The organism is Enterobacter sp. CPE_E890 (assembly GCF_046521475.1).
Taxonomy (GTDB): domain Bacteria; phylum Pseudomonadota; class Gammaproteobacteria; order Enterobacterales; family Enterobacteriaceae; genus Enterobacter; species Enterobacter adelaidei.
In genome coordinates, this window is the sequence record NZ_JBKFZW010000001.1 from 4,556,443 (window position 1) to 4,576,450 (window position 20,008).

At 54.1% G+C, this 20,008-nt stretch carries 23 protein-coding genes and 1 pseudogene; 8 read left to right on the forward strand and 16 right to left on the reverse strand.

The window, feature by feature from the left end; genetic code table 11:
• Positions 1-37 precede the first annotated feature (37 nt).
• The 7 genes and pseudogenes from rpsG to fkpA all read right to left on the reverse strand — a co-directional run bounded on the left by rpsG (position 38) and on the right by fkpA (position 3,853).
• Positions 38-508, reverse strand: a complete 471-nt coding sequence (gene rpsG, locus ACLHV9_RS22580; RefSeq protein ID WP_004106370.1) for a 30S ribosomal protein S7 — start codon at positions 506-508, stop codon at positions 38-40.
• 96 nt (positions 509-604) lie between these two features.
• A pseudogene (gene rpsL, locus ACLHV9_RS22585) lies at positions 605-980 on the reverse strand (30S ribosomal protein S12).
• Between the two features lie 124 nt (positions 981-1,104).
• Positions 1,105-1,392 carry a sulfurtransferase complex subunit TusB gene (tusB, locus tag ACLHV9_RS22590; protein ID WP_028017993.1) on the reverse strand — a complete coding sequence of 96 codons (288 nt, stop codon included), beginning with the start codon at positions 1,390-1,392 and terminating at the stop codon, positions 1,105-1,107.
• A gap of 7 nt (positions 1,393-1,399) precedes the next feature.
• Entirely contained in the window at positions 1,400-1,759 is a 360-nt protein-coding gene (tusC, locus tag ACLHV9_RS22595) for a sulfurtransferase complex subunit TusC (protein WP_407221084.1), read from the reverse strand.
• Positions 1,759-2,145, reverse strand: coding sequence for a sulfurtransferase complex subunit TusD (gene tusD, locus ACLHV9_RS22600; RefSeq protein ID WP_407221085.1), 387 nt, complete (start codon positions 2,143-2,145; stop codon positions 1,759-1,761). The genes tusC and tusD overlap by 1 nt, the downstream gene beginning before the upstream one ends.
• Positions 2,145-2,867: a transcriptional regulator gene (locus ACLHV9_RS22605; protein ID WP_003861697.1), complete on the reverse strand. Its 723-nt coding sequence runs from the start codon at positions 2,865-2,867 to the stop codon at positions 2,145-2,147. The genes tusD and ACLHV9_RS22605 overlap by 1 nt, the downstream gene beginning before the upstream one ends.
• 167 nt (positions 2,868-3,034) lie before the next feature.
• On the reverse strand, positions 3,035-3,853 hold the full coding sequence (fkpA, locus tag ACLHV9_RS22610; protein ID WP_028017996.1) for an FKBP-type peptidyl-prolyl cis-trans isomerase: 819 nt from the start codon (positions 3,851-3,853) through the stop codon (positions 3,035-3,037).
• Positions 3,854-4,091: 238 nt separating this feature from the next.
• On the opposite strand from fkpA, the gene ACLHV9_RS22615 reads away from it, so the two are divergent.
• Positions 4,092-4,310, forward strand: coding sequence for a protein SlyX (locus ACLHV9_RS22615; protein ID WP_008503009.1), 219 nt, complete (start codon positions 4,092-4,094; stop codon positions 4,308-4,310).
• 53 nt (positions 4,311-4,363) lie between these two features.
• Here the strand turns inward: ACLHV9_RS22615 and slyD are convergent, their stop codons facing one another.
• The 4 genes from slyD to kefG all read right to left on the reverse strand — a co-directional run bounded on the left by slyD (position 4,364) and on the right by kefG (position 7,622).
• Entirely contained in the window at positions 4,364-4,954 is a 591-nt protein-coding gene (gene slyD, locus ACLHV9_RS22620) for a peptidylprolyl isomerase (RefSeq protein WP_024907947.1), read from the reverse strand.
• Between the two features lie 94 nt (positions 4,955-5,048).
• Positions 5,049-5,249, reverse strand: coding sequence for a YheV family putative zinc ribbon protein (locus tag ACLHV9_RS22625; protein ID WP_010436300.1), 201 nt, complete (start codon positions 5,247-5,249; stop codon positions 5,049-5,051).
• A gap of 13 nt (positions 5,250-5,262) precedes the next feature.
• Positions 5,263-7,068, reverse strand: a complete 1,806-nt coding sequence (gene kefB, locus ACLHV9_RS22630; protein WP_028017997.1) for a glutathione-regulated potassium-efflux system protein KefB — start codon at positions 7,066-7,068, stop codon at positions 5,263-5,265.
• Entirely contained in the window at positions 7,068-7,622 is a 555-nt protein-coding gene (gene kefG, locus ACLHV9_RS22635; protein ID WP_065422678.1) for a glutathione-regulated potassium-efflux system ancillary protein KefG, read from the reverse strand. The genes kefB and kefG overlap by 1 nt, the downstream gene beginning before the upstream one ends.
• A gap of 135 nt (positions 7,623-7,757) precedes the next feature.
• On the opposite strand from kefG, the gene ACLHV9_RS22640 reads away from it, so the two are divergent.
• From ACLHV9_RS22640 to ACLHV9_RS22655, 4 genes are read left to right on the forward strand one after another with little or no spacing between them, the layout of a single operon-like run.
• Entirely contained in the window at positions 7,758-9,662 is a 1,905-nt protein-coding gene (locus tag ACLHV9_RS22640) for an ABC transporter ATP-binding protein (protein ID WP_407221086.1), read from the forward strand.
• A gap of 22 nt (positions 9,663-9,684) precedes the next feature.
• Positions 9,685-10,707, forward strand: a complete 1,023-nt coding sequence (locus ACLHV9_RS22645; RefSeq protein WP_208594550.1) for a hydrolase — start codon at positions 9,685-9,687, stop codon at positions 10,705-10,707.
• On the forward strand, positions 10,704-10,922 hold the full coding sequence (locus tag ACLHV9_RS22650; RefSeq protein ID WP_008503016.1) for a YheU family protein: 219 nt from the start codon (positions 10,704-10,706) through the stop codon (positions 10,920-10,922). Before ACLHV9_RS22645 ends, ACLHV9_RS22650 begins: the two co-directional genes overlap by 4 nt.
• 30 nt (positions 10,923-10,952) lie before the next feature.
• Positions 10,953-11,822 carry a phosphoribulokinase gene (locus tag ACLHV9_RS22655; protein WP_028018000.1) on the forward strand — a complete coding sequence of 290 codons (870 nt, stop codon included), beginning with the start codon at positions 10,953-10,955 and terminating at the stop codon, positions 11,820-11,822.
• 66 nt (positions 11,823-11,888) lie between these two features.
• On the opposite strand, the gene ACLHV9_RS22660 is transcribed toward ACLHV9_RS22655, so the two are convergent.
• The gene (locus tag ACLHV9_RS22660) at positions 11,889-12,293 is read right to left on the reverse strand and encodes an OsmC family protein (protein WP_028018001.1); all 405 of its coding nucleotides are present in this window, start codon (positions 12,291-12,293) and stop codon (positions 11,889-11,891) included.
• Positions 12,294-12,604: 311 nt separating this feature from the next.
• Here ACLHV9_RS22660 and crp point away from each other — a divergent pair, with 311 nt between their 5' ends.
• Together crp and ACLHV9_RS22670 are read left to right on the forward strand one after the other, a co-directional pair.
• Positions 12,605-13,237 (forward strand): cAMP-activated global transcriptional regulator CRP, encoded by a 633-nt coding sequence (gene crp / locus ACLHV9_RS22665; RefSeq protein WP_000242758.1) that lies wholly within the window; start codon positions 12,605-12,607, stop codon positions 13,235-13,237.
• A gap of 57 nt (positions 13,238-13,294) precedes the next feature.
• Positions 13,295-15,382, forward strand: coding sequence for a YccS/YhfK family putative transporter (locus ACLHV9_RS22670; protein ID WP_049007352.1), 2,088 nt, complete (start codon positions 13,295-13,297; stop codon positions 15,380-15,382).
• On the opposite strand, the gene ACLHV9_RS22675 is transcribed toward ACLHV9_RS22670, so the two are convergent.
• The 4 genes from ACLHV9_RS22675 to ppiA all read right to left on the reverse strand — a co-directional run bounded on the left by ACLHV9_RS22675 (position 15,379) and on the right by ppiA (position 18,540).
• The gene (locus ACLHV9_RS22675; protein WP_028018003.1) at positions 15,379-16,599 is read right to left on the reverse strand and encodes an aspartate aminotransferase family protein; all 1,221 of its coding nucleotides are present in this window, start codon (positions 16,597-16,599) and stop codon (positions 15,379-15,381) included. The genes ACLHV9_RS22670 and ACLHV9_RS22675 overlap by 4 nt on opposite strands.
• Positions 16,600-16,685: 86 nt before the next feature.
• Complete coding sequence (gene pabA / locus ACLHV9_RS22680) at positions 16,686-17,249, reverse strand: aminodeoxychorismate synthase component 2 (protein ID WP_108091112.1); 564 nt, start codon at positions 17,247-17,249, stop codon at positions 16,686-16,688.
• 29 nt (positions 17,250-17,278) lie between these two features.
• Positions 17,279-17,863 carry a putative adenosine monophosphate-protein transferase Fic gene (locus ACLHV9_RS22685; protein WP_407221087.1) on the reverse strand — a complete coding sequence of 195 codons (585 nt, stop codon included), beginning with the start codon at positions 17,861-17,863 and terminating at the stop codon, positions 17,279-17,281.
• 104 nt (positions 17,864-17,967) lie between these two features.
• Positions 17,968-18,540, reverse strand: a complete 573-nt coding sequence (gene ppiA / locus ACLHV9_RS22690) for a peptidylprolyl isomerase A (RefSeq protein ID WP_023309471.1) — start codon at positions 18,538-18,540, stop codon at positions 17,968-17,970.
• A 277-nt stretch (positions 18,541-18,817) separates the two neighbouring features.
• Here ppiA and tsgA point away from each other — a divergent pair, with 277 nt between their 5' ends.
• On the forward strand, positions 18,818-20,002 hold the full coding sequence (tsgA, locus tag ACLHV9_RS22695; RefSeq protein WP_028018006.1) for an MFS transporter TsgA: 1,185 nt from the start codon (positions 18,818-18,820) through the stop codon (positions 20,000-20,002).
• The last annotated feature ends 6 nt before the right edge of the window (positions 20,003-20,008 follow it).

The window sequence follows — 20,008 nt, forward strand, 5'->3', positions numbered from 1 at the left end:
CTGAAGCGCCCGCCTGGTGACTAATACTCCGAAGGGATTACCAACGGTAGTGTGCGAACGCCTTGTTGGCTTCTGCCATACGGTGAACGTCTTCACGTTTCTTAACTGCAGTACCTTTGTTGTCTGCAGCATCAGAAAGTTCGTTCGCCAGACGCAGAGCCATGGATTTATCACCGCGTTTACGAGCAGCTTCAACGATCCAACGCATTGCCAGAGCATTACGACGAACCGGACGAACTTCAACTGGAACCTGATAAGTAGAACCACCAACGCGGCGGGACTTAACTTCTACAGTTGGGCGAACGTTGTCGAGAGCGACTTCGAAAGCTTCCAGTTCATTTTTACCAGAACGCTGAGCCAGGGTCTCAAGCGCGCTGTATACGATTGCTTCTGCAGTAGATTTTTTACCATCTACCATCAGGATATTTACAAATTTTGCCAGCAGTTCTGATCCGAATTTCGGATCTGGAAGAATTTTACGCTGACCAATGACGCGACGACGTGGCATGGGAATACTCCGTTGTTAATTCAGGATTGTCCAAAACTCAAAGAGTTTAGTGTGACATTAAGATAAATCAGTTTGGCCTTACTTAACGGAGAACCATTAAGCCTTAGGACGCTTCACGCCGTACTTGGAGCGAGCCTGCTTACGGTCTTTAACACCTGAGCAGTCCAGCGCACCACGAACGGTGTGGTAACGAACACCCGGAAGGTCTTTAACACGACCGCCACGGATCAGGATCACGGAGTGTTCCTGCAGGTTGTGACCTTCACCACCGATGTAGGAAGTCACTTCGAAACCGTTAGTCAAACGCACACGGCATACTTTACGCAGTGCGGAGTTTGGTTTTTTTAGGAGTGGTGGTATATACACGAGTACATACGCCACGTTTCTGCGGGCAGGCTTCCAGCGCAGGCACGTTGCTTTTCGCAACTTTGCGTGCACGTGGTTTGCGTACCAGCTGGTTAACTGTTGCCATTAAATAGCTCCTGGTTTTAGCTTTTGCTTCGTAAACACGTAATAAATCGACCTCATACAATATGAGGACGCGAAATTTTAGGGCTACGTCGAAAAGGTGTCAAGAAATATACAGCGATCTCAAATCACCAGTTCATTTGACTGGCATGCTTCACAGTAAGATTGACGAAATCAGTATAGCCAACTACGTCAATTTTGGCTGAAATTTGACCAGAAAGACCCCGCGCATCCAGATCGTCTTTCAGCGCAGAGACTGTTATGGGGGCATTCGTGAGAATTTCAACGAAACGACTGCCTTCCAGTGCGGCAAGTACGCCATCCTGAATCAGCAGCAGGTCATCACCTTCGCGCAGCATACTCAGTAACGCGTCGATATCACATTGCCACGGTGAATGGCTCAGAGTATGGAGCATGGCAGCCTCAGAAAGTCAGAACGGTGTCGTAGTGGGAAAGGTGCTCGCGCAGTGCGGTGGAAGACAGGCACGTCACATCCAGCACGAAAGGCGTTGCCTCGTTTAAACCACGCGCGGCCAGAGAGTCGGCACAGACATAGAACGTTTCTATATCGTACAGCGGTAACACTTTGAACGTCGCGATGTAATCGCGCACCAGAATGGTTTGCGGCTGTTGCCCCGCCAGAAGCTGGAACACCCCGTCTCCCAAAAAAAAGACGCCAATATCTTCGCTCAATGCTGATGTCGCGAGCAACGCATCCAGCCCTTCTCTGCCAGACGCACTACCGTGCGGCGCTGAAGAAAAAACAAACGCGATACGCTTCATCAGAATTGCACCACTCTGTCGCAGGTTAATGCTGCCTGTGCCAGTGCACCCAGACCACTCAACAAAAAACCGGGCTGCAAGTTAGAACCCGATAAACCCAGGCGCTCAGCTTCGGTTGCATCAGTCACACCGCGGCGCAGGGCCGCCGCCACGCAGATATGCAGTTCTACGCCCTGCTTTTCGTTTAATGCCTGCCATGCGCGCACCAGATCAAACTCATCACTCGCCGGTGACGTAAACTGGTTCGCGTTATATACCCCTTCCCGATTAAAGAAGACGCTCGCCAGTTCATGTCCGGCCGCCAGTAGCGCATGCGCAAACTGCAACGCACTACTGGCTTGCTGAGTACCGTACGCCGGGCCTGTCACCATTAACGCAAAACGCATTACTTGTCTTGCCCCAGGAAATCACCGCTCTTGAACTGGCGAATATAGAGGTAAACCGTGTGCTTGGAGATATTCAGACGATCGGCAACCTGGTTGATGGCGTCTTTAATATCAAAAATCCCTTTCTCATAGAGATTCAGCACTATCTGGCGATTCTTGGCGTTGTTCGATACGTTGCGGTCGGCGTTCACCTCTTCAATGGTGAACTCAAGCGTCTGAGTCACAAGATCTTCAACAGAAGAGGCAAAGTTAACGGAAGAGCCAACATCTGGCGTTTCTGGTGGAATAAAGGTGCTCATGATTTGCGAGAATGGCACATCAAGGTTCATGTTGATGCACAGCAATCCAATCACACGATGCTCGCGGTTTCGAATCGCGATGGTTTCTGATTTCATCAGCACGCCACTTTTGGCGCGGGTGAAATAGCATTTGGAGACGCTGCTGTCCGCGCCGGTCATGTCATGCAACATACGCAATGCAAGGTCGGTGATTGGTGAACCAATTTTACGGCCAGTATGCTCACCATTAGCAATGCGGATGGCGGAACACTTCAGATCTTGCAGGGAGTGCAATACGATTTCGCAGTGGGAGCCAATGAGCATCGCTAACCCGTCCACCACCGCTTCATACGATTTCAGAATATCGAAGTCGGTCTGGTCAAAAGGACGTTGATCCAGCAAATCAAGTTCACTGGTTTCGTTGGTTAAAAGCGACCTGGACATGAAAAAAACACTCCTTTTCAGGAGCCTGTCGTTAGGTTTTCAGGGCAGGCTCATTATCTACACGGACAACTAAATTAATACAGCGGGTATAACGCTTTCCAGTGTTAATTATATCTGCCCCATAATAAAAAAACCGCCGCCTTAAAGGCGGCGGTTTTTTTTCAGGATTACTTCTTAGCAGCAGCGGCTTTATCGTCAGCCGGTGCATCTGCTTTAGCATCCGCTTTCGGTGCCGGTTTGATATCCAGCAGCTCTACGTCAAAGACCAGTGTAGAGTTGGCAGGGATACCCGGGACGCCAGTTTTGCCGTACGCCAGATCTGGTGGGATAACCATCTTGATCTTGCCGCCTTTCTTGATGTTTTTCAGGCCTTCAGTCCAGCCAGGGATCACACCATCCAGACGGAAGGAGAGCGGCTCACCGCGGGTGTAAGAGTTATCGAACTCTTTACCGTCGATCAGCGTACCTTTGTAGTTCACGACTACAGTGTCGCTGTCTTTAGGTGCATCGCCGGTGCCTTCTTTCTCAACTTTGTACACCAGGCCAGTAGAGGAGGTTTTCACACCTTTCTCTTTAGCAAAGGTATCGCGATAGGCTTTGCCTTTGGCTTCGTTTTCTTTAGCGTCCGCGTCCATCTTAGTCTGAGCGGCACCTTTCACACGCGCTTCGAACGCCTGCAGAGTCTGTTCGATCTCCTGGTCAGACAGCTTGCTCTTATCAGCAAATGCGTCCTGAACACCCGCGATCAGCTGAGCTTTATCCAGTTTGATGCCCAGTTTCTCTTGTTCTTTCAGAGAGTTTTCCATGTAACGACCCAGAGATGCGCCGAGTGCGTAGGCAGATTTCTGGTCGTCATTTTTGAACGCCGCTTTGCTGTCTGCAGTGGCAGCAGGCTTCGCAGCAGTATCAGCAGCGAATGACAGTGGCGCGTTCAGCGCAACAGCCATCGTCGTCGCCAGCAGCGTTACTTTAAACAGTGATTTCATCCATATCTCCAGGGCCTGGGGACTCTCACCCCAGCGTTAAACGTAAATGAGTTACGTACTATAAAACGTTGCGGAAGAAATCTACAGACAGACACTTCCAATTCTCGCCACTTTTCAGACTATTTTTGTTTAAATAAGTTTCCTGCCAAAGGGATGCAGACTGTACTTCAGGATAAACTCAGTTAAACTGCGCCGCCGCTGGGCCATTATGGTGAATCTGAAATAAACGAGGTGAATGATGAAGGATACAACAATAGAAGCGAGAATGGCTGAGCTGGAAAGCCGCCTGGCTTTTCAGGACATCACCATCGAAGAGCTAAACCAGACCGTGACTGCACATGAACTCGAAATGGCAAAACTGCGGGATCATATGCGCCTGCTGACAGAAAAGCTGAAGGCCACGCAGCCGTCGAACATTGCCTCTCAGTCAGAAGAGACGCCACCACCTCATTATTGAGGCGTAAAAAAAGCGGGATAATCCCGCTTTTTTTTATTTTCCGCATGGCGGAATTAGTGGCAACCGCAGCCACCGTTGCCGCAACCACCTTTACCGTGATCGTGGTCGTGACCATGGTCGTGGCCGTGACCACCGCAGCAGCCGTCGTGGCCGTGATCGTGGTCATGGTCGTGACCGTGCGCACCGTGAACGTGGCCATGAGCCAGCTCTTCTTCGGTTGCTTCACGGATCGCAACAACTTCTACGTTGAACTTCAGGTTCTGACCAGCCAGCATGTGGTTACCGTCAACCACAACGTGGTCGTCTTCCACTTCAGTGATTTCGACAGGAACCGGACCCTGGTCGGTTTCCGCCAGGAAGCGCATGCCAACCTGCAGTTCGTCAACGCCCATGAACACGTCTTTAGGAACGCGCTGAACTAGGTTGTCATCATACTGACCATAAGCGTCGTTCGCGCCTACAGCAACATCAAATTTGTCGCCAACTTCATGACCTTCCAGCGCGTTTTCCAGGCCGGAAATCAGGGAACCGTGACCATGCAGGTAGTCAAGCGGCGCACTCACCGGAGACTCATCAACCAACACACCGTCTTCTGTACGTACCTGATAGGCCAGGCTGACCACCAGGTCTTTTGCTACTTTCATGATATCTCCTGAGCGTGGGAAAATTGCTGGCGCAGATTGTAGCGGAAATCTGCACCCGTGTACCCTTTAGCTTAAAAAAACTCAGGACATATCGCTAGTCCGGATGAAAAATCCCGATCACTTGCTCTTCTTTGCGAACGTGATCGCGGGCCTCTTTATCAGCCTCACGCATCTGGTGACCGCACTTAACACACTCAACAACATCAATATTATTTTCCCGCCACATCGCCAGAGTATCTTGCGCCTGGCAGGTCGGGCATTTTGCACCCGCAATAAAGCGTTTACGTACAGCCATCTTTCGTTACCCTTTATTCAAATTCATCCCAGCCATCAAGCTGGCGTCGTTCCAGTTGCATCTCTCGCTGGAAAATCTCCTCCAGCTCGCGACGCGCTTCCCGCACGCGTGAGATCTGCGCGGTATCCGTATGTACCGGCATCAGCTCACGCAGCATTCGCATATCCAGCCGGCGGAAGTGCATTTGCGCACGCTGCGCCTGATGTGGATGCATACCGAGCGAGATCAGCGCCTTGCGGCCCAGCTCCAGCGCACTGGAGAACGTCTCACGGGAGAAGTGTTTCACACCCGCCTGCAACAGTTCGTGAGCTTCAACACGTCCCCGCGCACGCGCCAGAATATGCAGATGCGGGAAATGCTGCTGACACAGCTCCACCAGCTTCATCGTGTCTTCCGGATCGTTACAGGTAATCACGATGGACTCTGCCGCTTCCGCCCCCGCCGAACGCAGCAGCTCAAGCTGGGTCGCATCGCCGTAGTAAACCTTATAGCCATATTTGCGCATCAGGTTGACCGCGCTGATATCACGCTCCAGCACCGTAATGCGCATTTTGTTCGCCATCAGCAAACGTCCGATAACCTGTCCGAAACGGCCAAAGCCCACCACAATCACCTGCGGCTTGTCGTCTTCCACCCACGGCGCTTCGTCTTCATCGTCCGTCGGGTTCAGGCGGCGCGACAGCAGTTTATCCACCAGCTTCATCAGCAGCGGCGTGGTCATCATAGACAGCGTGACCGTCACCAGCAAAAGCGCCATCTGATCGTCTTTAAACAGCTTCTGGGAGGATGCGGTCGAGAACAGCACAAACGCGAACTCGCCCCCCTGGCTTAACACGCTGGCAAACTGCATGCGTTCCGAACTGCGCAGCCCGTAAATACGTGACATGACGTACAGCACCAGCATCTTCACCGCCACCAGGATGGCGACGCTCACGACCACCCACAGCAGATGGGTATAAAGAACGCCCAGATTCAGTGCCATACCCACCGAAATAAAGAACAACCCTAACAGCAGCCCTTTGAAGGGATCGATGGCAATTTCCAGCTCGTGACGGTATTCACTTTCCGCCAGGAGCACCCCGGCGATAAAGGTCCCGAGCGCCATCGACAGCCCCAGCGCATCCATAAACAACGCTGACCCCAGCACCAGCAGCAGCGTCGCAGCGGTGAACACCTCCCGCACGCCCGACGCGGCAATAAAGCGGAACACAGGGCGTAACAGGAAACGTCCGCCAATCAGCATACCGGCGAAGGCCAGCACCTTCATGGCGATTTTTGCCCAGTCAAAGTGATCGTCGCCGGAGCCTGCCAATAGCGGCACCAGAGCCAGCGCAGGGATCACCGCCAGATCCTGAAACAGCAGCACCGAAAAACCCAGTTGCCCTGCTTCGTTGCGGTTCATCCCTTTGTCGCGCATTAACTGAAGCGCCATTGCCGTCGACGACATCGCAAGACCTATCCCACCGATCACCGCCGCCTGCCAGGAGAAGTTGGTCAGCATTAACAGGCCACCCAGAATCGCGGCGCTGAACAGCACCTGCGCAGCACCCACACCGAAGATAGAGCGTCTGAGTTGCCACAATTTAGAGGGGTTCAGCTCAAGGCCGATGATGAACATCAGGAACACCACGCCCAGCTCGGAGAAATGGAGAATTTCATCCACATCGCTGATGAATCCAAGTCCCCAGGGGCCAATCGCGATCCCTGCCAGCAGATAGCCCAGCACTGCACCTATTCCAATACGTGCAGCAAGCGGAACCGCGACGACGGCCGCAAATAAAAACAGCACTCCGGCAAGGAGCAGATTCGATCCTTCCATTAACGTCCTCCTGCCGGAATCGGTGACGCCAGCCATTCACCATAGGCTCTGGCGTGGCTTGCCAGTTCTTTCGGATCCTGACGACGTGCCCAGTAGATAATAATCGGGCTCATCCAGTGCATACGGCACATCGCTGCCGTCAGTTCGAATGGACGCAGGATGTCACTCATCGGATAGCGGTTCAGCCCGTCATAACGGTATGCGCTTTCCGGTTCACCGGTAGTAATAACGCTACGCCAGTACTTTCCCGCCAGTTGGTTGCCCCCTACCCCACTGGAGAATCCCCTGCTCAGCACGCGGTCCAGCCACTCTTTTAGCAGCGCCGGGCAGCTGTAGGTATAAAGCGGATGCTGGAACACAATGACGTCGTGCTGACGCAGCAGTTCCTGCTCGTAAGGGATATCAATAAAGAAATCAGGATAGTGCGCGTAAAGATCGTGCACCGTCACGTTACTGAGCTGTGTGGCCGGCTTAAGCAGCACCCGGTTTGCCACCGAGTCCTGAGATTCCGGATGGGCATACAGCAGCAGCACTTTTGCTGTCTGAGACATCATTCCCCTCCCGGTCTTGTTTCTGTTTTTGTGTATCGTCGTTGTTTTGGGCTACCATGGCGGCCCGGTGCGGAAAATAGCCCACACCTTACATTATCATAATGACAAATTAACATAGTCGGAACATACGGCGCTTCTATGATTGTTTTCTCCTCGTTACAAATTCGTCGCGGCGTGCGCGTCCTGCTGGATAACGCCACTGCAACCATCAACCCTGGCCAAAAAGTGGGTCTGGTCGGCAAAAACGGCTGTGGTAAATCCACTCTGCTGGCGCTGCTGAAAAACGAGATTAGCGCGGATGGCGGTAACTTTACCTTCCCGGGGAACTGGCAGCTCGCCTGGGTGAACCAGGAGACGCCCGCCCTGAGCGAACCGGCTCTCGACTATGTTATCGACGGTGACCGTGAATACCGTAAGCTGGAAGCGGAACTTAACGCCGCCAACGAGCGCAACGACGGTCACGCCATCGCCACCGTTCACGGCAAGCTGGACGCCATCGACGCATGGACCATTCGCTCCCGCGCCTCCAGCCTGCTGCACGGCCTGGGCTTCAGCAATGAACAGCTGGAACGCCCGGTCAGCGACTTCTCGGGCGGCTGGCGTATGCGCCTCAACCTGGCGCAGGCACTGATCTGCCGCTCCGATCTACTGTTGCTCGATGAACCGACGAACCACCTGGATCTCGATGCGGTTATTTGGCTGGAGAAGTGGCTCAAGAGCTATCAGGGCACTCTGATTCTGATCTCCCACGACCGCGACTTCCTCGACCCGGTGGTGGATAAAATCATTCATATCGAACAGCAAACGATGTTCGAGTACACCGGCAACTACAGCTCCTTCGAGCGCCAGCGCGCGACGCGTCTTGCCCAGCAGCAGTCCATGTATGAAAGCCAGCAGCAGCGCGTGGCGCATCTGCAAAGCTTTGTGGATCGCTTCAAGGCCAAAGCGTCAAAAGCGAAACAGGCCCAGAGCCGCATCAAAATGCTGGAACGCATGGAGATGATTGCCCCGGCGCACGTGGATAACCCGTTCCACTTCAGCTTCCGCGCGCCGGAAAGCCTGCCAAATCCACTGCTGAAGATGGAAAAAGTCAGCGCGGGCTACGGCGAACGCACTATTCTCGACTCCATCAAGCTCAACCTGGTGCCGGGTTCGCGCATTGGCCTGCTGGGACGCAACGGTGCAGGTAAATCAACGCTGATCAAACTGCTGGCGGGCGAGCTTAACCCGGTCAGCGGTGAAATCGGCCTCGCGAAGGGCATTAAGCTGGGTTACTTCGCCCAGCATCAGCTGGAATTTTTGCGCGCGGATGAGTCCCCGATTCAGCACCTCGCGCGTCTGGCGCCGCAGGAGATGGAGCAGAAGCTACGTGACTACCTCGGCGGTTTTGGCTTCCAGGGTGATAAGGTCACCGAAAACACCGAGCGCTTCTCCGGTGGCGAAAAGGCCCGTCTGGTGCTGGCACTGATCGTCTGGCAGCGTCCGAACCTGCTGCTTCTTGATGAACCGACTAACCACCTGGATCTCGATATGCGTCAGGCGCTAACTGAAGCGCTGATTGAGTTTGAAGGCGCGCTGGTTGTCGTCTCGCACGATCGCCACCTGATCCGCTCCACCACCGACGATCTCTACTTAGTGCATGACGGCAAAGTTGAACCATTCGACGGTGACCTGGAAGACTACCAGCAGTGGCTGACCGACGTGCAGAAGCAGGAAAACCAGCCGGAGGAGTCCGCGAAAGAGAACGCCAACAGCGCGCAGGCGCGTAAAGACCAAAAGCGCCGCGAAGCGGAACTTCGCACCCAGACACAGCCGCTACGCAAAGAGATCGCCCGTCTCGAAAAAGAGATGGAAAAACTTAATGCGACACTCGCTACCGTTGAAGAGAAGCTGGGCGATAGCGGTCTGTATGACCAGAGCCGCAAAGCTGAGCTGACTGACTGTCTGCAAACTCAGGCCAAAACGAAATCCAGCCTCGAAGAGTGCGAGATGGCGTGGCTGGACGCTCAGGAACAGCTGGAAGCGATTATAGTAAATAACTGACAAGAATTAGCATCGCATCGTTATGACCCAAATCATTCCATCAGACTTCGACATAGCTACTGAAGAGAGCGCTGAGTTCGTGCCCATGCGCGGCGTGTCCAATCGCCACCTACAGACCATGCTGCCACGGCTTATCCGTCGCAAGGTTCAGTTCACCCCGCACTGGCAACGGCTGGATTTACCGGACGGAGACTTTCTGGATCTCGCCTGGAGCGAGGAACCGGAACAGGCTCACCATAAGCCGCGTCTGGTGGTCTTTCACGGTCTGGAAGGCAGCCTGCACAGTCCGTATGCGCACGGTTTAATTGAGGCGGCAAAAGCGCGTGGCTGGCTCGGTGTGGTGATGCATTTTCGCGGCTGTAGCGGCGAGCCAAATCGCCAGAAACGCATTTATCACTCGGGTGAAACCGAGGACGGTACGTGGTTTTTACACTGGCTGCGGGAAAACTATGGCACCGTGCCAACGGCAGCCGTGGGCTACTCGCTGGGCGGGAATATGCTGGCTTGTTTGCTGGCCAAAGAGGGCGAAAGCGTCCCGCTGGATGCCGCCGTCATTGTCTCTGCACCATTTATGCTGGAGCAGTGTAGCTACCATATGGATAAAGGTTTTTCCCGCGTCTATCAGCGCTACCTGCTTAACCTGCTGAAAGCAAACGCGGCGCGCAAACTGAAAGCCTACCCGGAGACGCTTCCGATAAGTCTGCGTCAGTTAAAAAAGGTGCGTCGCATTCGCGAGTTCGACGATCTGATCACCGCAAAAATCCACGGCTTTGCCGACGCGATTGACTACTATCGTCAGTGCAGCGCCATGCCGCTGCTCAGCAAGATTACGCAGCCGACGCTGATCATTCATGCCAAAGATGACCCGTTTATGGATCATCATTCTATTCCCGCTCAGGAATTCCTGCCCGACAACGTTCACTATCAGTTGACGGAGCATGGCGGCCACGTCGGGTTTATCGGTGGCACACTGCGTCGCCCGAAAATGTGGCTTGAGACGCGTATTCCTGACTGGTTAACCCCGTATCTGGACGGTGCAAAATGATCATTCCCTGGCAGGATCTGGCTCCCGAAACGCTCGATAATCTGATTGAAAGCTTTGTATTACGCGAAGGCACAGATTATGGTGAACAAGAACGCTCGCTCGAGCAAAAGGTCAACGATGTAAAGCGCCAGCTCAAAAGCGGCGACGTGGTGCTGGTATGGTCAGAACTGCATGAGACGGTCAATATCATGCCCCGCAACGCGTTTCACGGCTGATCTTTCAACCTTTCCAGTCAGGGAGTTGCTATGTCTGCCAGACATCCGGTTATTGCCGTTACGGGGTCGAGTGGTGCGGGAACCACCACCACCAGCCTCGCATTTCGCAAGATTTTCGCCCAGCTGAATCTCCGTGCGGCGGAGGTCGAAGGCGACAGCTTTCACCGCTATACGCGCCCGGAGATGGACATGGCCATCCGTAAAGCGCGCGATCTGGGTAAACACATCAGCTACTTTGGCCCGGAAGCCAATGACTTCGGCCTGCTGGAGCAAACCTTCGTCGAATATGGCAAGAGCGGCACAGGGCAATCCCGCAAGTATCTGCATACTTACGATGAAGCCGTGCCATGGAACCAGGTACCGGGCACCTTTACACCCTGGCAACCCCTGCCGGAACCCACCGACGTGCTGTTTTATGAAGGGCTGCATGGCGGCGTGGTAACTCCCCATCACGACGTAGCGCGCCATGTGGATCTGCTGGTTGGCGTGGTACCGATCGTGAACCTGGAGTGGATCCAGAAGCTGACGCGTGACATGAGCGAGCGCGGCCATTCACGAGAAGCGGTGATGGACTCCGTGGTGCGCTCCATGGAGGATTACATTAATTTCCTGACGCCGCAGTTCTCCCGTACCCATATTAACTTCCAGCGAGTACCGACAGTCGATACCTCCAACCCATTCGCGGCCAAAAGCATCCCGTCGCTGGATGAGAGCTTTGTGGTGATCCATTTCCGCAACCTCGAAGGCATTGATTACCCCTGGCTGCTGGCCATGCTGCAGGGCTCGTTTATTTCGCACATGAATACATTAGTGGTGCCGGGCGGAAAAATGGGGCTGGCGATGGAGCTCATCATGACGCCGCTGGTACAGCGGTTGATGGAAGGGAAGCAGATCGCGTGATCATATTCCCTCTCCCGGTGGGAGAGGGTTAGGGTGAGGGCATCAACACGCACGATGCCCCATCAATCACGCCTCGATCACTTCATACGAATGTGTAATTTTTACCGCTTTCTCCAGCATTAACGCCACAGAGCAGTATTTCTCCGCAGACAAGTCCACCGCGCGTGAAACGGCCGCGTCTTTCAGGTCTTTACCGGTGACCACAAAGTGCAGGTTAATATGGGTGAACAGGCGTGGCGCCTCTTCACGACGTTCCGATGTGAGTTTAACTTCGCAATCCGTTACATCATGACGGCCTTTTTGCAGAATCGACACCACATCAATCGCGCTGCATCCACCGGCAGCCATCAATACCATCTCCATCGGGCTTGGTGCTTTATCGCCGGAGTTACCATCCATCAAAACCTGGTGCCCTGAAGCGGACTCGCCCAGGAACGTTAAACCTTCAACCCATTTCACGCGCGCTTGCATATTCATTAACTCCAACGTTGCATTTTTGGTGACAGATTACGCGTGCGTTACATTTCTCGCAATGGAAGGCGACCTGCATCATGCTGAAGCGAGACACCAGGAGACACGCGGCGAAAGCTATGCTAAAACACTCAGGATGCTACAGTAATACATTGACGTTACACATGTATGCAGAGGACATCAAACTTTACTGGCTGCGAAACGTTACGATAGCCGACTTCCCAGGGTATGGGTAAGAATTCGATTGCAACCCCAGAGTCCGGATGCATCTGATGACTCTGGTGACAGCTTATAACAGAGGATAACAGCGCATGGTGCTTGGCAAACCGCAAACAGACCCGACTCTCGAATGGTTCTTGTCTCATTGCCACATTCATAAGTACCCATCGAAGAGCACGCTGATTCACCAGGGTGAAAAAGCGGAAACGTTGTATTACATCGTAAAAGGCTCGGTGGCAGTGCTGATCAAAGATGAAGAAGGGAAAGAGATGATCCTTTCTTATCTGAACCAGGGCGATTTCATCGGTGAACTGGGCCTGTTTGAAGAAGGCCAGGAACGTAGTGCCTGGGTTCGTGCAAAGACAGCATGTGAAGTGGCTGAAATTTCTTACAAGAAATTCCGTCAGTTGATTCAGGTTAACCCTGATATCCTGATGCGTCTTTCTTCCCAGATGGCTCGCCGTCTGCAGGTTACATCTGAGAAAGTGGGTAACCTCGCCTTCCTGGACGTTACCGGTCGTATCGCGCAGACTCTGCTTAACCTGGCAAAACAACCCGATGCGATGACCCACCCTGACGGCATGCAGATTAAAATTACCCGTCAGGAGATCGGCCAGATCGTCGGCTGCTCCCGTGAAACAGTGGGCCGTATTCTGAAAATGCTGGAAGATCAGAACCTGATCTCCGCCCACGGTAAAACCATCGTGGTCTACGGAACGCGTTAATTCCACTCAAACGGCGTGCCATCGCAAGGTGTCACGCCGTTTTTGTCTCTCTTCCCCATGTGGCGCAGGCTGATTTATCACCCGGAAGTTAACTATGCACTGCGACAAACGCTGGTGTTGTGTCTTCCTGTGGCCATCGGTCTGATCCTCGGACATCTTCAGCAAGGTCTGCTGTTTTCTCTCGTGCCCGCCTGCTGCAACATTGCTGGCCTGGACACACCGCATAAGCGCTTTTTTAAACGTCTGATTATTGGCGGCTCGCTGTTTGCTGGCTGTAGCCTCGCCGTGCAGCTCTTACTCGCCCGCGATATTCCTCTGCCGTTAATCCTGACCGTGCTGGCGATGACGCTCGGCGTCACCGCTGAAATCAGTTCCCTTCATGCGCGCCTGCTTCCCGCCTCACTGATAGCGGCCATCTTCACGCTGAGCCTCGCGGGTAACATGCCGGTGTGGGAGCCGCTACTGATCTACGCCCTGGGTACGCTGTGGTATGGGCTGTTTAACTGGTTCTGGTTCTGGCTGTGGCGGGAACAGCCCCTGCGTGAATCATTGAGCCTGCTCTATGTGCAACTTGCGGATTACTGCGAGGCCAAATACACCCTGCTCACCCAGCATACCGATCCGGAAAAATCGTTACCGCCGCTGCTGACGCGCCAGCAAAAGGTGGTGGATCTGATAAGCCAGTGTTATCAGCAACTACATATGCTCGCCGCCAACAAGAATCACGAATACAAACGGCTGCTGCGTATCTTCCAGGTGGGGCTGGATCTGCAAGAACATATCTCCGTGAGCCTGCATCATCCTCAGGAGGTGCAAAAGCTGGTCGAGCGCAGCCATGCCGAAGCGGTGATCCGCTGGAATGCGCAAACCGTCTCTGCGCGTCTGCGGGTGCTGGCTGATGACATTTTATATCACCGCTATCCCACGCGTTTTAACATGGACAAACAACTCGGCGCGCTGGAGAAAATCGCCCGCCAGCATGAGGACAACCCGGTGGGCCAGTTTGCCGCCTGGCATTTCAGCCGTATCGCCCGCGTGTTGCGCACCCAACGCCCGCTTTATCCCCGCGATCTCATGGCGGATAAACAAAAACGTCTGCCGTTATTGCCGGCGCTCAGAAGCTATCTGTCTCTTAAATCGTCCGCTCTGCGCAACGCCGCACGGATTAGCGTCATGCTCAGTACCGCCAGCCTGATGGGCATGGCGCTGCATCTACCTAAACCCTACTGGATCTTAATGACCGTGCTGTTTGTCACCCAGAACGGCTATGGCGCCACGCGCGTGCGTATTCTGCACCGGGCGGGGGGAACTATGGCCGGGCTGATTATTGCGGGCGTCACGCTGCACTTTCACGTGCCGGAAGGTTATACCCTGGCGGGAATGCTGATAATTACGCTGGTGAGCTACCTGATTATCCGCAAAAACTATGGCTGGGCGATGGTGGGCTTTACGGTAACGGCGGTATACACCCTGCAACTGCTCACGCTCAATGGCGAACAATTTATTGTCGCCAGACTGATCGATACCCTGATTGGCTGTCTGATTGCCTTTGGCGGCATGGTCTGGCTGTGGCCGCAATGGCAAAGCGGACTGTTGCGCCAGAACGCCCACGACGCGCTGGAGGCCGACCAGCAGGCCATTCGTCTGATCCTGAGCGACGATCCGCAACCCTCCCCGCTGGCGTATCAGCGGATGAAGGTAAACCAGGCGCACAACGCCCTGTTTAACTCGCTCAACCAGGCAATGCAGGAACCAGGCTTTAACTCGCACTATCTGGCAGATATGAAGCTCTGGGTGACGCACAGCCAGTTTATCGTCGAACACATTAACGCCATGACCACGCTGGCGCGCGAGCACACGATGCTGACGCCGGATCTGGCGCAGCGCTATTTGCAGTCGTGTGAAATTGCCTTACAGCGGTGTCAGCAGCGCCTAGAGTATGACGCGCCGGGCGAGTCGGGCGACTCGAATATTCTGGAAGCGCCGGAGACGTTAACCCACGGGCCAATGAGCACGCTGGAGCAGCATTTACAGCGCATTCTGGGGCATCTGAACACCATGCACACCATTTCGTCGGTGGCATGGCGTCAGCGTCCGCATCACGGGATTTGGTTAACGCGGATATTAAAGCGGACGGAGTATTAACCTTTTACGATTTTCTCGACTGCCGCGGCAAAACGGGTTAATCCATCTTCAATGTCTTTGTCTTCTACCACCAGCGACGGTGCAAAACGCATCACATCCGGTCCCGCGTTCAGCACCATCACCCCTTCGCGGGCGGCGGCATGCAGGAAATCGCGCGCGCGACCTTTGTACTGCGGTTTCAGCTCGGCACCGATCAGCAGCCCCATCCCGCGGATCTCGCTGAACACGTCAAACCGATCGTCAATCTGCTGCAGGTGTTTCACAAACAGCTCGCGCTTGGCGCTGACGCCGTTCAGAACCTCAGGTGTATTGATAATATCAAATGCCGCGCCCGCCACGGCACTCGCCAGCGGATTCCCGCCATAGGTGGAACCGTGAGAACCAACGTGGAACGCGGAGGCAATCTCCTGAGTCGTCAGTACCGCACTCACCGGGAAACCACCGCCGAGCGCTTTGGCGCTGGTGAGAATATCCGGCGTCACGCCGTAGTGCATATAGGCAAACAAATCGCCGGTACGTCCCATCCCGCATTGCACTTCATCAAACACCAGCAGCGCCTGATGCTCATCGCACAGCGCACGCAGGCCTTTCAGGAATTCCGGCGTCGCCGCCGTCACGCCGCCTTCACCCTGGATCGGCTCGACAACAACCGCGCAGGTGTGGTCGTCCATCACCGCTTTCACCGCATGCAGATCGTTAAACGGCACATGGACGATGTCGGCCGGTTTCGGGCCAAATCCGTCGGAATACTTCGGCTGGCCGCCGACGGAGACGGTAAAGAAGGAGCGTCCGTGGAAGGCATTGTGGAAGGCAATGATTTTGGTTTTGTACGGGCTGTGGCGCGTGGTTGCGTAGTAGCGCGCCAGCTTGAAGGCGGTTTCGTTTGCTTCGGTGCCCGAGTTCATGAACAGCACGCGCTCGGCAAACGTCGCATCAATAATCTTGCGGCCGAGGCGTAACGCCGGCTCGTTGGTAAAGACGTTGCTGGTGTGCCAGAGCGTTTCGCCCTGGGTTTTCAGCGCCTCAACCAGGGCAGGATGGCAATGGCCCAGCGCCGTCACTGCAATACCGCCCGCGAAATCAACATACTCTTTGCCTTGCTGATCCCAGACGCGGCTGCCTTTTCCTTTTACCGGGATAAACTCAGCCGGTGCATAAATCGGCAGAATCACTTCATCAAATGTTGCGCGGGTAATTGCAGGTTGTTCAGTTGCCATGTCATGACCATCCATTTTATGTCACAGTGATTGTGAAAATATAATCACAAAATATGCATAAAAAATCACGACAAGGCAATCAATATTCAGCGTTTAAGGAAATTTGCCAGCAGCGCGTGGCCCTGTTCGCTGAGGATGCTTTCCGGGTGGAACTGTACGCCTTCGAGATCCCATTCGCGGTGACGGATCCCCATGATCTCCTGCGTATCGCTCCAGGCGGTCACCTCAAAGCAGTCAGGCAGCGTCGACGGGTCAATCACCAGTGAATGGTAGCGCGTCACGGTTAACGGATTATTGAGCCCGGTGAATACCCCAACGCCAGTGTGGGTGACCGGAGAGGTTTTACCGTGCATCACTTTCGCGGCGCGCACGATAGTGGCACCAAACACCTGCGCAATGGCCTGATGGCCAAGACAGACGCCGAGGATCGGCAGCTTGCCGGCATAGTGCTGGATAACCTCCAGCGAAATACCAGACTCCGACGGGGTGCAGGGGCCAGGTGAAATCACGATTTTCTGCGGAGCCAGTGTTTCAATATCCGCCAGGCTAATGTCGTCGTTGCGGCGGACAACCACCTCTGCACCCAGCTCGCAAAAATACTGGTAAAGGTTCCAGGTGAAGGAATCGTAGTTATCAATCAGCAGAATCATGGCGGCTCCCGAAAAAATGCCGCCCTATTCTACTCAGTTTCCCGTGCTTCGCTCACTACTTTGGCAAAGATAGTATTCAGAGCCGTCAAATCCCCCATTGCGCCATTCTGGTTGGCCACCACCCATTGCTCCGGATCGATATCACGCCAGTCCAGCGTGTAACCGGCGTGGATCGCCAGCTGCTCGAAGAAAACGCGTTGGGCAATACCGTTGCCGCGCATAAACGGATGCAGCATGTTGATTTCGCAGTAATAGTGGCTAACTCTGTCAACAAACGCCGCTTTCTCAAGACCCACGAGATACTTTTCGATTTCCAGCGCCGCCATCAGCTCGTTACCCATCTTCTCGATGTATTCGAAATGGCAGAAAGGAATGTCACCCTTAAAAATATCGTCGGTACGTAACTCGCCTGCCCGCTTCATCTCGCTGCGGTACAAATGGCGATGAATATGGCACAGATGGGGCAAACCGGGGGCAGAAGGCCCCAGTTCCAGCATCTCAATGTGAGGCTCTGAAGGACCATTACCTTTTTCAAGGAGGCAACTGGCCTGAAAATTGACGTTACGCTGCTGTTCCCAGAGACGGGATTTTCGCTTATCGGTGAGTTTTTTCACTTAACGCCTCCCTGAATAGTCCGTTTGCCACAAGTATAAGCAGCAAAACGCGCTTTCGCAGGGAGGGGCAAAACACGGGCGGGGGACGCCCGTGTCAAAAAACGTTATGGCAGAACTTTTGCGGAGAGGATAACGACAGGTTTTGACGGCACATTCTGGTATGGGCCGACATCATGGGTAGGCACCTGAGAGATCTTGTCCGCCACATCCATCCCTTTCACAATTTTACCGAAGACGGCATAACCGAAGTCACGCTGGCCGTGGTCGAGGAAGGCGTTATCCGCCACGTTGAGGAAGAACTGGCTGGTCGCGCTGTCTTTATCTGCTGTACGCGCCATGGAAATGGTACCGCGCTTGTTCAGCAGACCGTTGTCCGCTTCGTTTTTAATAGGCGGGTTCGGCTGCTTCTGCTGCATTTGCTCATTGAAGCCGCCACCCTGAACCATAAAGCCCGGGATCACGCGGTGGAAAGTGGTGTTGTTATAGAAACCACTGTTCACGTAGTCGAGGAAGTTTTTCACGGAAACAGGGGCTTTCTGGCTATTCAGCTCCAGCTCAATGTTCCCGGCGGAGGTGGTCAGCAGGACGTGAGGATCTCCTTTTGCTGCCAGCGCAGCAGGGGAAACGGCAGAAAGAGCAAACACAGCTGCGACAGCCGCCAGTGTTGATTTGAGCATGAGAATTCCTTAACAAAGCGCAGTATAAAAAGCGAATGGCATGATTCTAAAGAGCAGTATGAACGGAGACCAGCCTTTTACCTAATTTTACGAAATTGAAACAGTTGTAACCACGCAAACGGTTGGCTTTAGCGCCATATTTTGTGATCGCCATCACACAAAATCATGCAATGAAGTTCTAATTTCTCTTAAAAGATATGAATGTATCACTTTAATGTCTAAAATCTGCCCGCTCTCAGCGCCCCCTGGGCGCTTTTCTTTTTTGAACAGGCCAGACATGACTAACAGCAATCGCATCAAGCTCACATGGATCAGCTTCTTCTCCTACGCCCTGACCGGCGCGTTGGTGATCGTCACCGGGATGGTGATGGGGAATATCGCAGACTACTTCCAGCTGCCCGTATCCAGCATGAGTAACACTTTCACCTTCCTCAACGCGGGGATCCTGATTTCTATCTTCCTGAATGCCTGGCTGATGGAAATTGTTCCGCTGAAAACGCAGCTGCGTTTTGGCTTTGTGCTGATGGTCGCCGCCGTGGCGGGTCTGATGTTGAGCCACAGCATCGCCCTGTTCTCCGCCGCCATGTTTGTGCTCGGTCTGGTCAGCGGGATCACCATGTCGATCGGTACGTTCCTCATTACCCATATGTATGAAGGCCGTCAGCGCGGCGCACGTCTGCTGTTTACTGACTCCTTCTTCAGCATGGCCGGGATGATTTTCCCGATGGTTGCCGCCGTTCTGCTGGCACGCAGCATTGAGTGGTACTGGGTATATGCCTGCATCGGGCTGGTCTACGTGGCGATCTTTATTCTGACCTTCGGCTGTGAATTCCCGGTGCTGGGTAAAAAAGCGCAGACCACGGCAGAACCTGTCGCGAAAGAGAAATGGGGTATCGGCGTGCTGTTCCTCTCTATTGCCGCCCTGTGCTACATCCTGGGTCAGTTGGGCTTTATCTCCTGGGTACCGGAATACGCTAAAGGTCTGGGCATGAGCCTGAACGATGCGGGCAAACTGGTGAGCGATTTCTGGATGTCTTATATGTTCGGCATGTGGGCGTTTAGCTTCATCCTGCGCTTCTTCGACCTGCAGCGCATTCTGACCGTGCTGGCAGGCCTGGCAACCGTGCTGATGTACCTGTTCATTAACGGGTCGCCGGAACATATGCCGTGGTTCATTCTGACCCTGGGCTTCTTCTCCAGCGCGATTTACACGTCCATCATTACCCTGGGCTCGCTGCAGACGAAAGTGGCCTCGCCAAAACTGGTAAACTTCGTGCTGACCTGCGGCACCATCGGCACCATGCTGACCTTCGTCGTCACGGGCCCGATTGTAGCGCACAGCGGTCCTCTGGCAGCGCTGCACACCGCGAACGGTCTGTATGCCGTGGTGTTTATCATGTGCCTCGTCCTGGGCTTCGTGACCCGCCACCGCCAGCATAACGTGGCGGCAGCTTCTCACTAATCGCCT

Bases quoted from the DNA above. Each gene is read 5' to 3' on its own strand.
- rpsG (WP_004106370.1), bottom strand. From the start codon at position 508: ATGCCACGTCGTCGCGTCATTGGTCAGCGTAAAATTCTTCCAGATCCG.
- tsgA (WP_028018006.1), top strand. From the start codon at position 18,818: ATGACTAACAGCAATCGCATCAAGCTCACATGGATCAGCTTCTTCTCC.
- ACLHV9_RS22670 (WP_049007352.1), top strand. From the start codon at position 13,295: ATGTGGCGCAGGCTGATTTATCACCCGGAAGTTAACTATGCACTGCGA.
- slyD (WP_024907947.1), bottom strand. From the start codon at position 4,954: ATGAAAGTAGCAAAAGACCTGGTGGTCAGCCTGGCCTATCAGGTACGT.
- pabA (WP_108091112.1), bottom strand. From the start codon at position 17,249: ATGATTCTGCTGATTGATAACTACGATTCCTTCACCTGGAACCTTTAC.
- crp (WP_000242758.1), top strand. From the start codon at position 12,605: ATGGTGCTTGGCAAACCGCAAACAGACCCGACTCTCGAATGGTTCTTG.
- ACLHV9_RS22645 (WP_208594550.1), top strand. From the start codon at position 9,685: ATGACCCAAATCATTCCATCAGACTTCGACATAGCTACTGAAGAGAGC.
- tusD (WP_407221085.1), bottom strand. From the start codon at position 2,145: ATGCGTTTTGCGTTAATGGTGACAGGCCCGGCGTACGGTACTCAGCAA.
- tusB (WP_028017993.1), bottom strand. From the start codon at position 1,392: ATGCTCCATACTCTGAGCCATTCACCGTGGCAATGTGATATCGACGCG.
- ACLHV9_RS22615 (WP_008503009.1), top strand. From the start codon at position 4,092: ATGAAGGATACAACAATAGAAGCGAGAATGGCTGAGCTGGAAAGCCGC.
- ACLHV9_RS22650 (WP_008503016.1), top strand. From the start codon at position 10,704: ATGATCATTCCCTGGCAGGATCTGGCTCCCGAAACGCTCGATAATCTG.
- ACLHV9_RS22640 (WP_407221086.1), top strand. From the start codon at position 7,758: ATGATTGTTTTCTCCTCGTTACAAATTCGTCGCGGCGTGCGCGTCCTG.
- ACLHV9_RS22605 (WP_003861697.1), bottom strand. From the start codon at position 2,867: ATGTCCAGGTCGCTTTTAACCAACGAAACCAGTGAACTTGATTTGCTG.
- ACLHV9_RS22655 (WP_028018000.1), top strand. From the start codon at position 10,953: ATGTCTGCCAGACATCCGGTTATTGCCGTTACGGGGTCGAGTGGTGCG.
- kefG (WP_065422678.1), bottom strand. From the start codon at position 7,622: ATGATGTCTCAGACAGCAAAAGTGCTGCTGCTGTATGCCCATCCGGAA.
- ACLHV9_RS22625 (WP_010436300.1), bottom strand. From the start codon at position 5,249: ATGGCTGTACGTAAACGCTTTATTGCGGGTGCAAAATGCCCGACCTGC.
- fkpA (WP_028017996.1), bottom strand. From the start codon at position 3,853: ATGAAATCACTGTTTAAAGTAACGCTGCTGGCGACGACGATGGCTGTT.
- ppiA (WP_023309471.1), bottom strand. From the start codon at position 18,540: ATGCTCAAATCAACACTGGCGGCTGTCGCAGCTGTGTTTGCTCTTTCT.
- ACLHV9_RS22660 (WP_028018001.1), bottom strand. From the start codon at position 12,293: ATGCAAGCGCGCGTGAAATGGGTTGAAGGTTTAACGTTCCTGGGCGAG.
- ACLHV9_RS22675 (WP_028018003.1), bottom strand. From the start codon at position 16,599: ATGGCAACTGAACAACCTGCAATTACCCGCGCAACATTTGATGAAGTG.
- kefB (WP_028017997.1), bottom strand. From the start codon at position 7,068: ATGGAAGGATCGAATCTGCTCCTTGCCGGAGTGCTGTTTTTATTTGCG.
- tusC (WP_407221084.1), bottom strand. From the start codon at position 1,759: ATGAAGCGTATCGCGTTTGTTTTTTCTTCAGCGCCGCACGGTAGTGCG.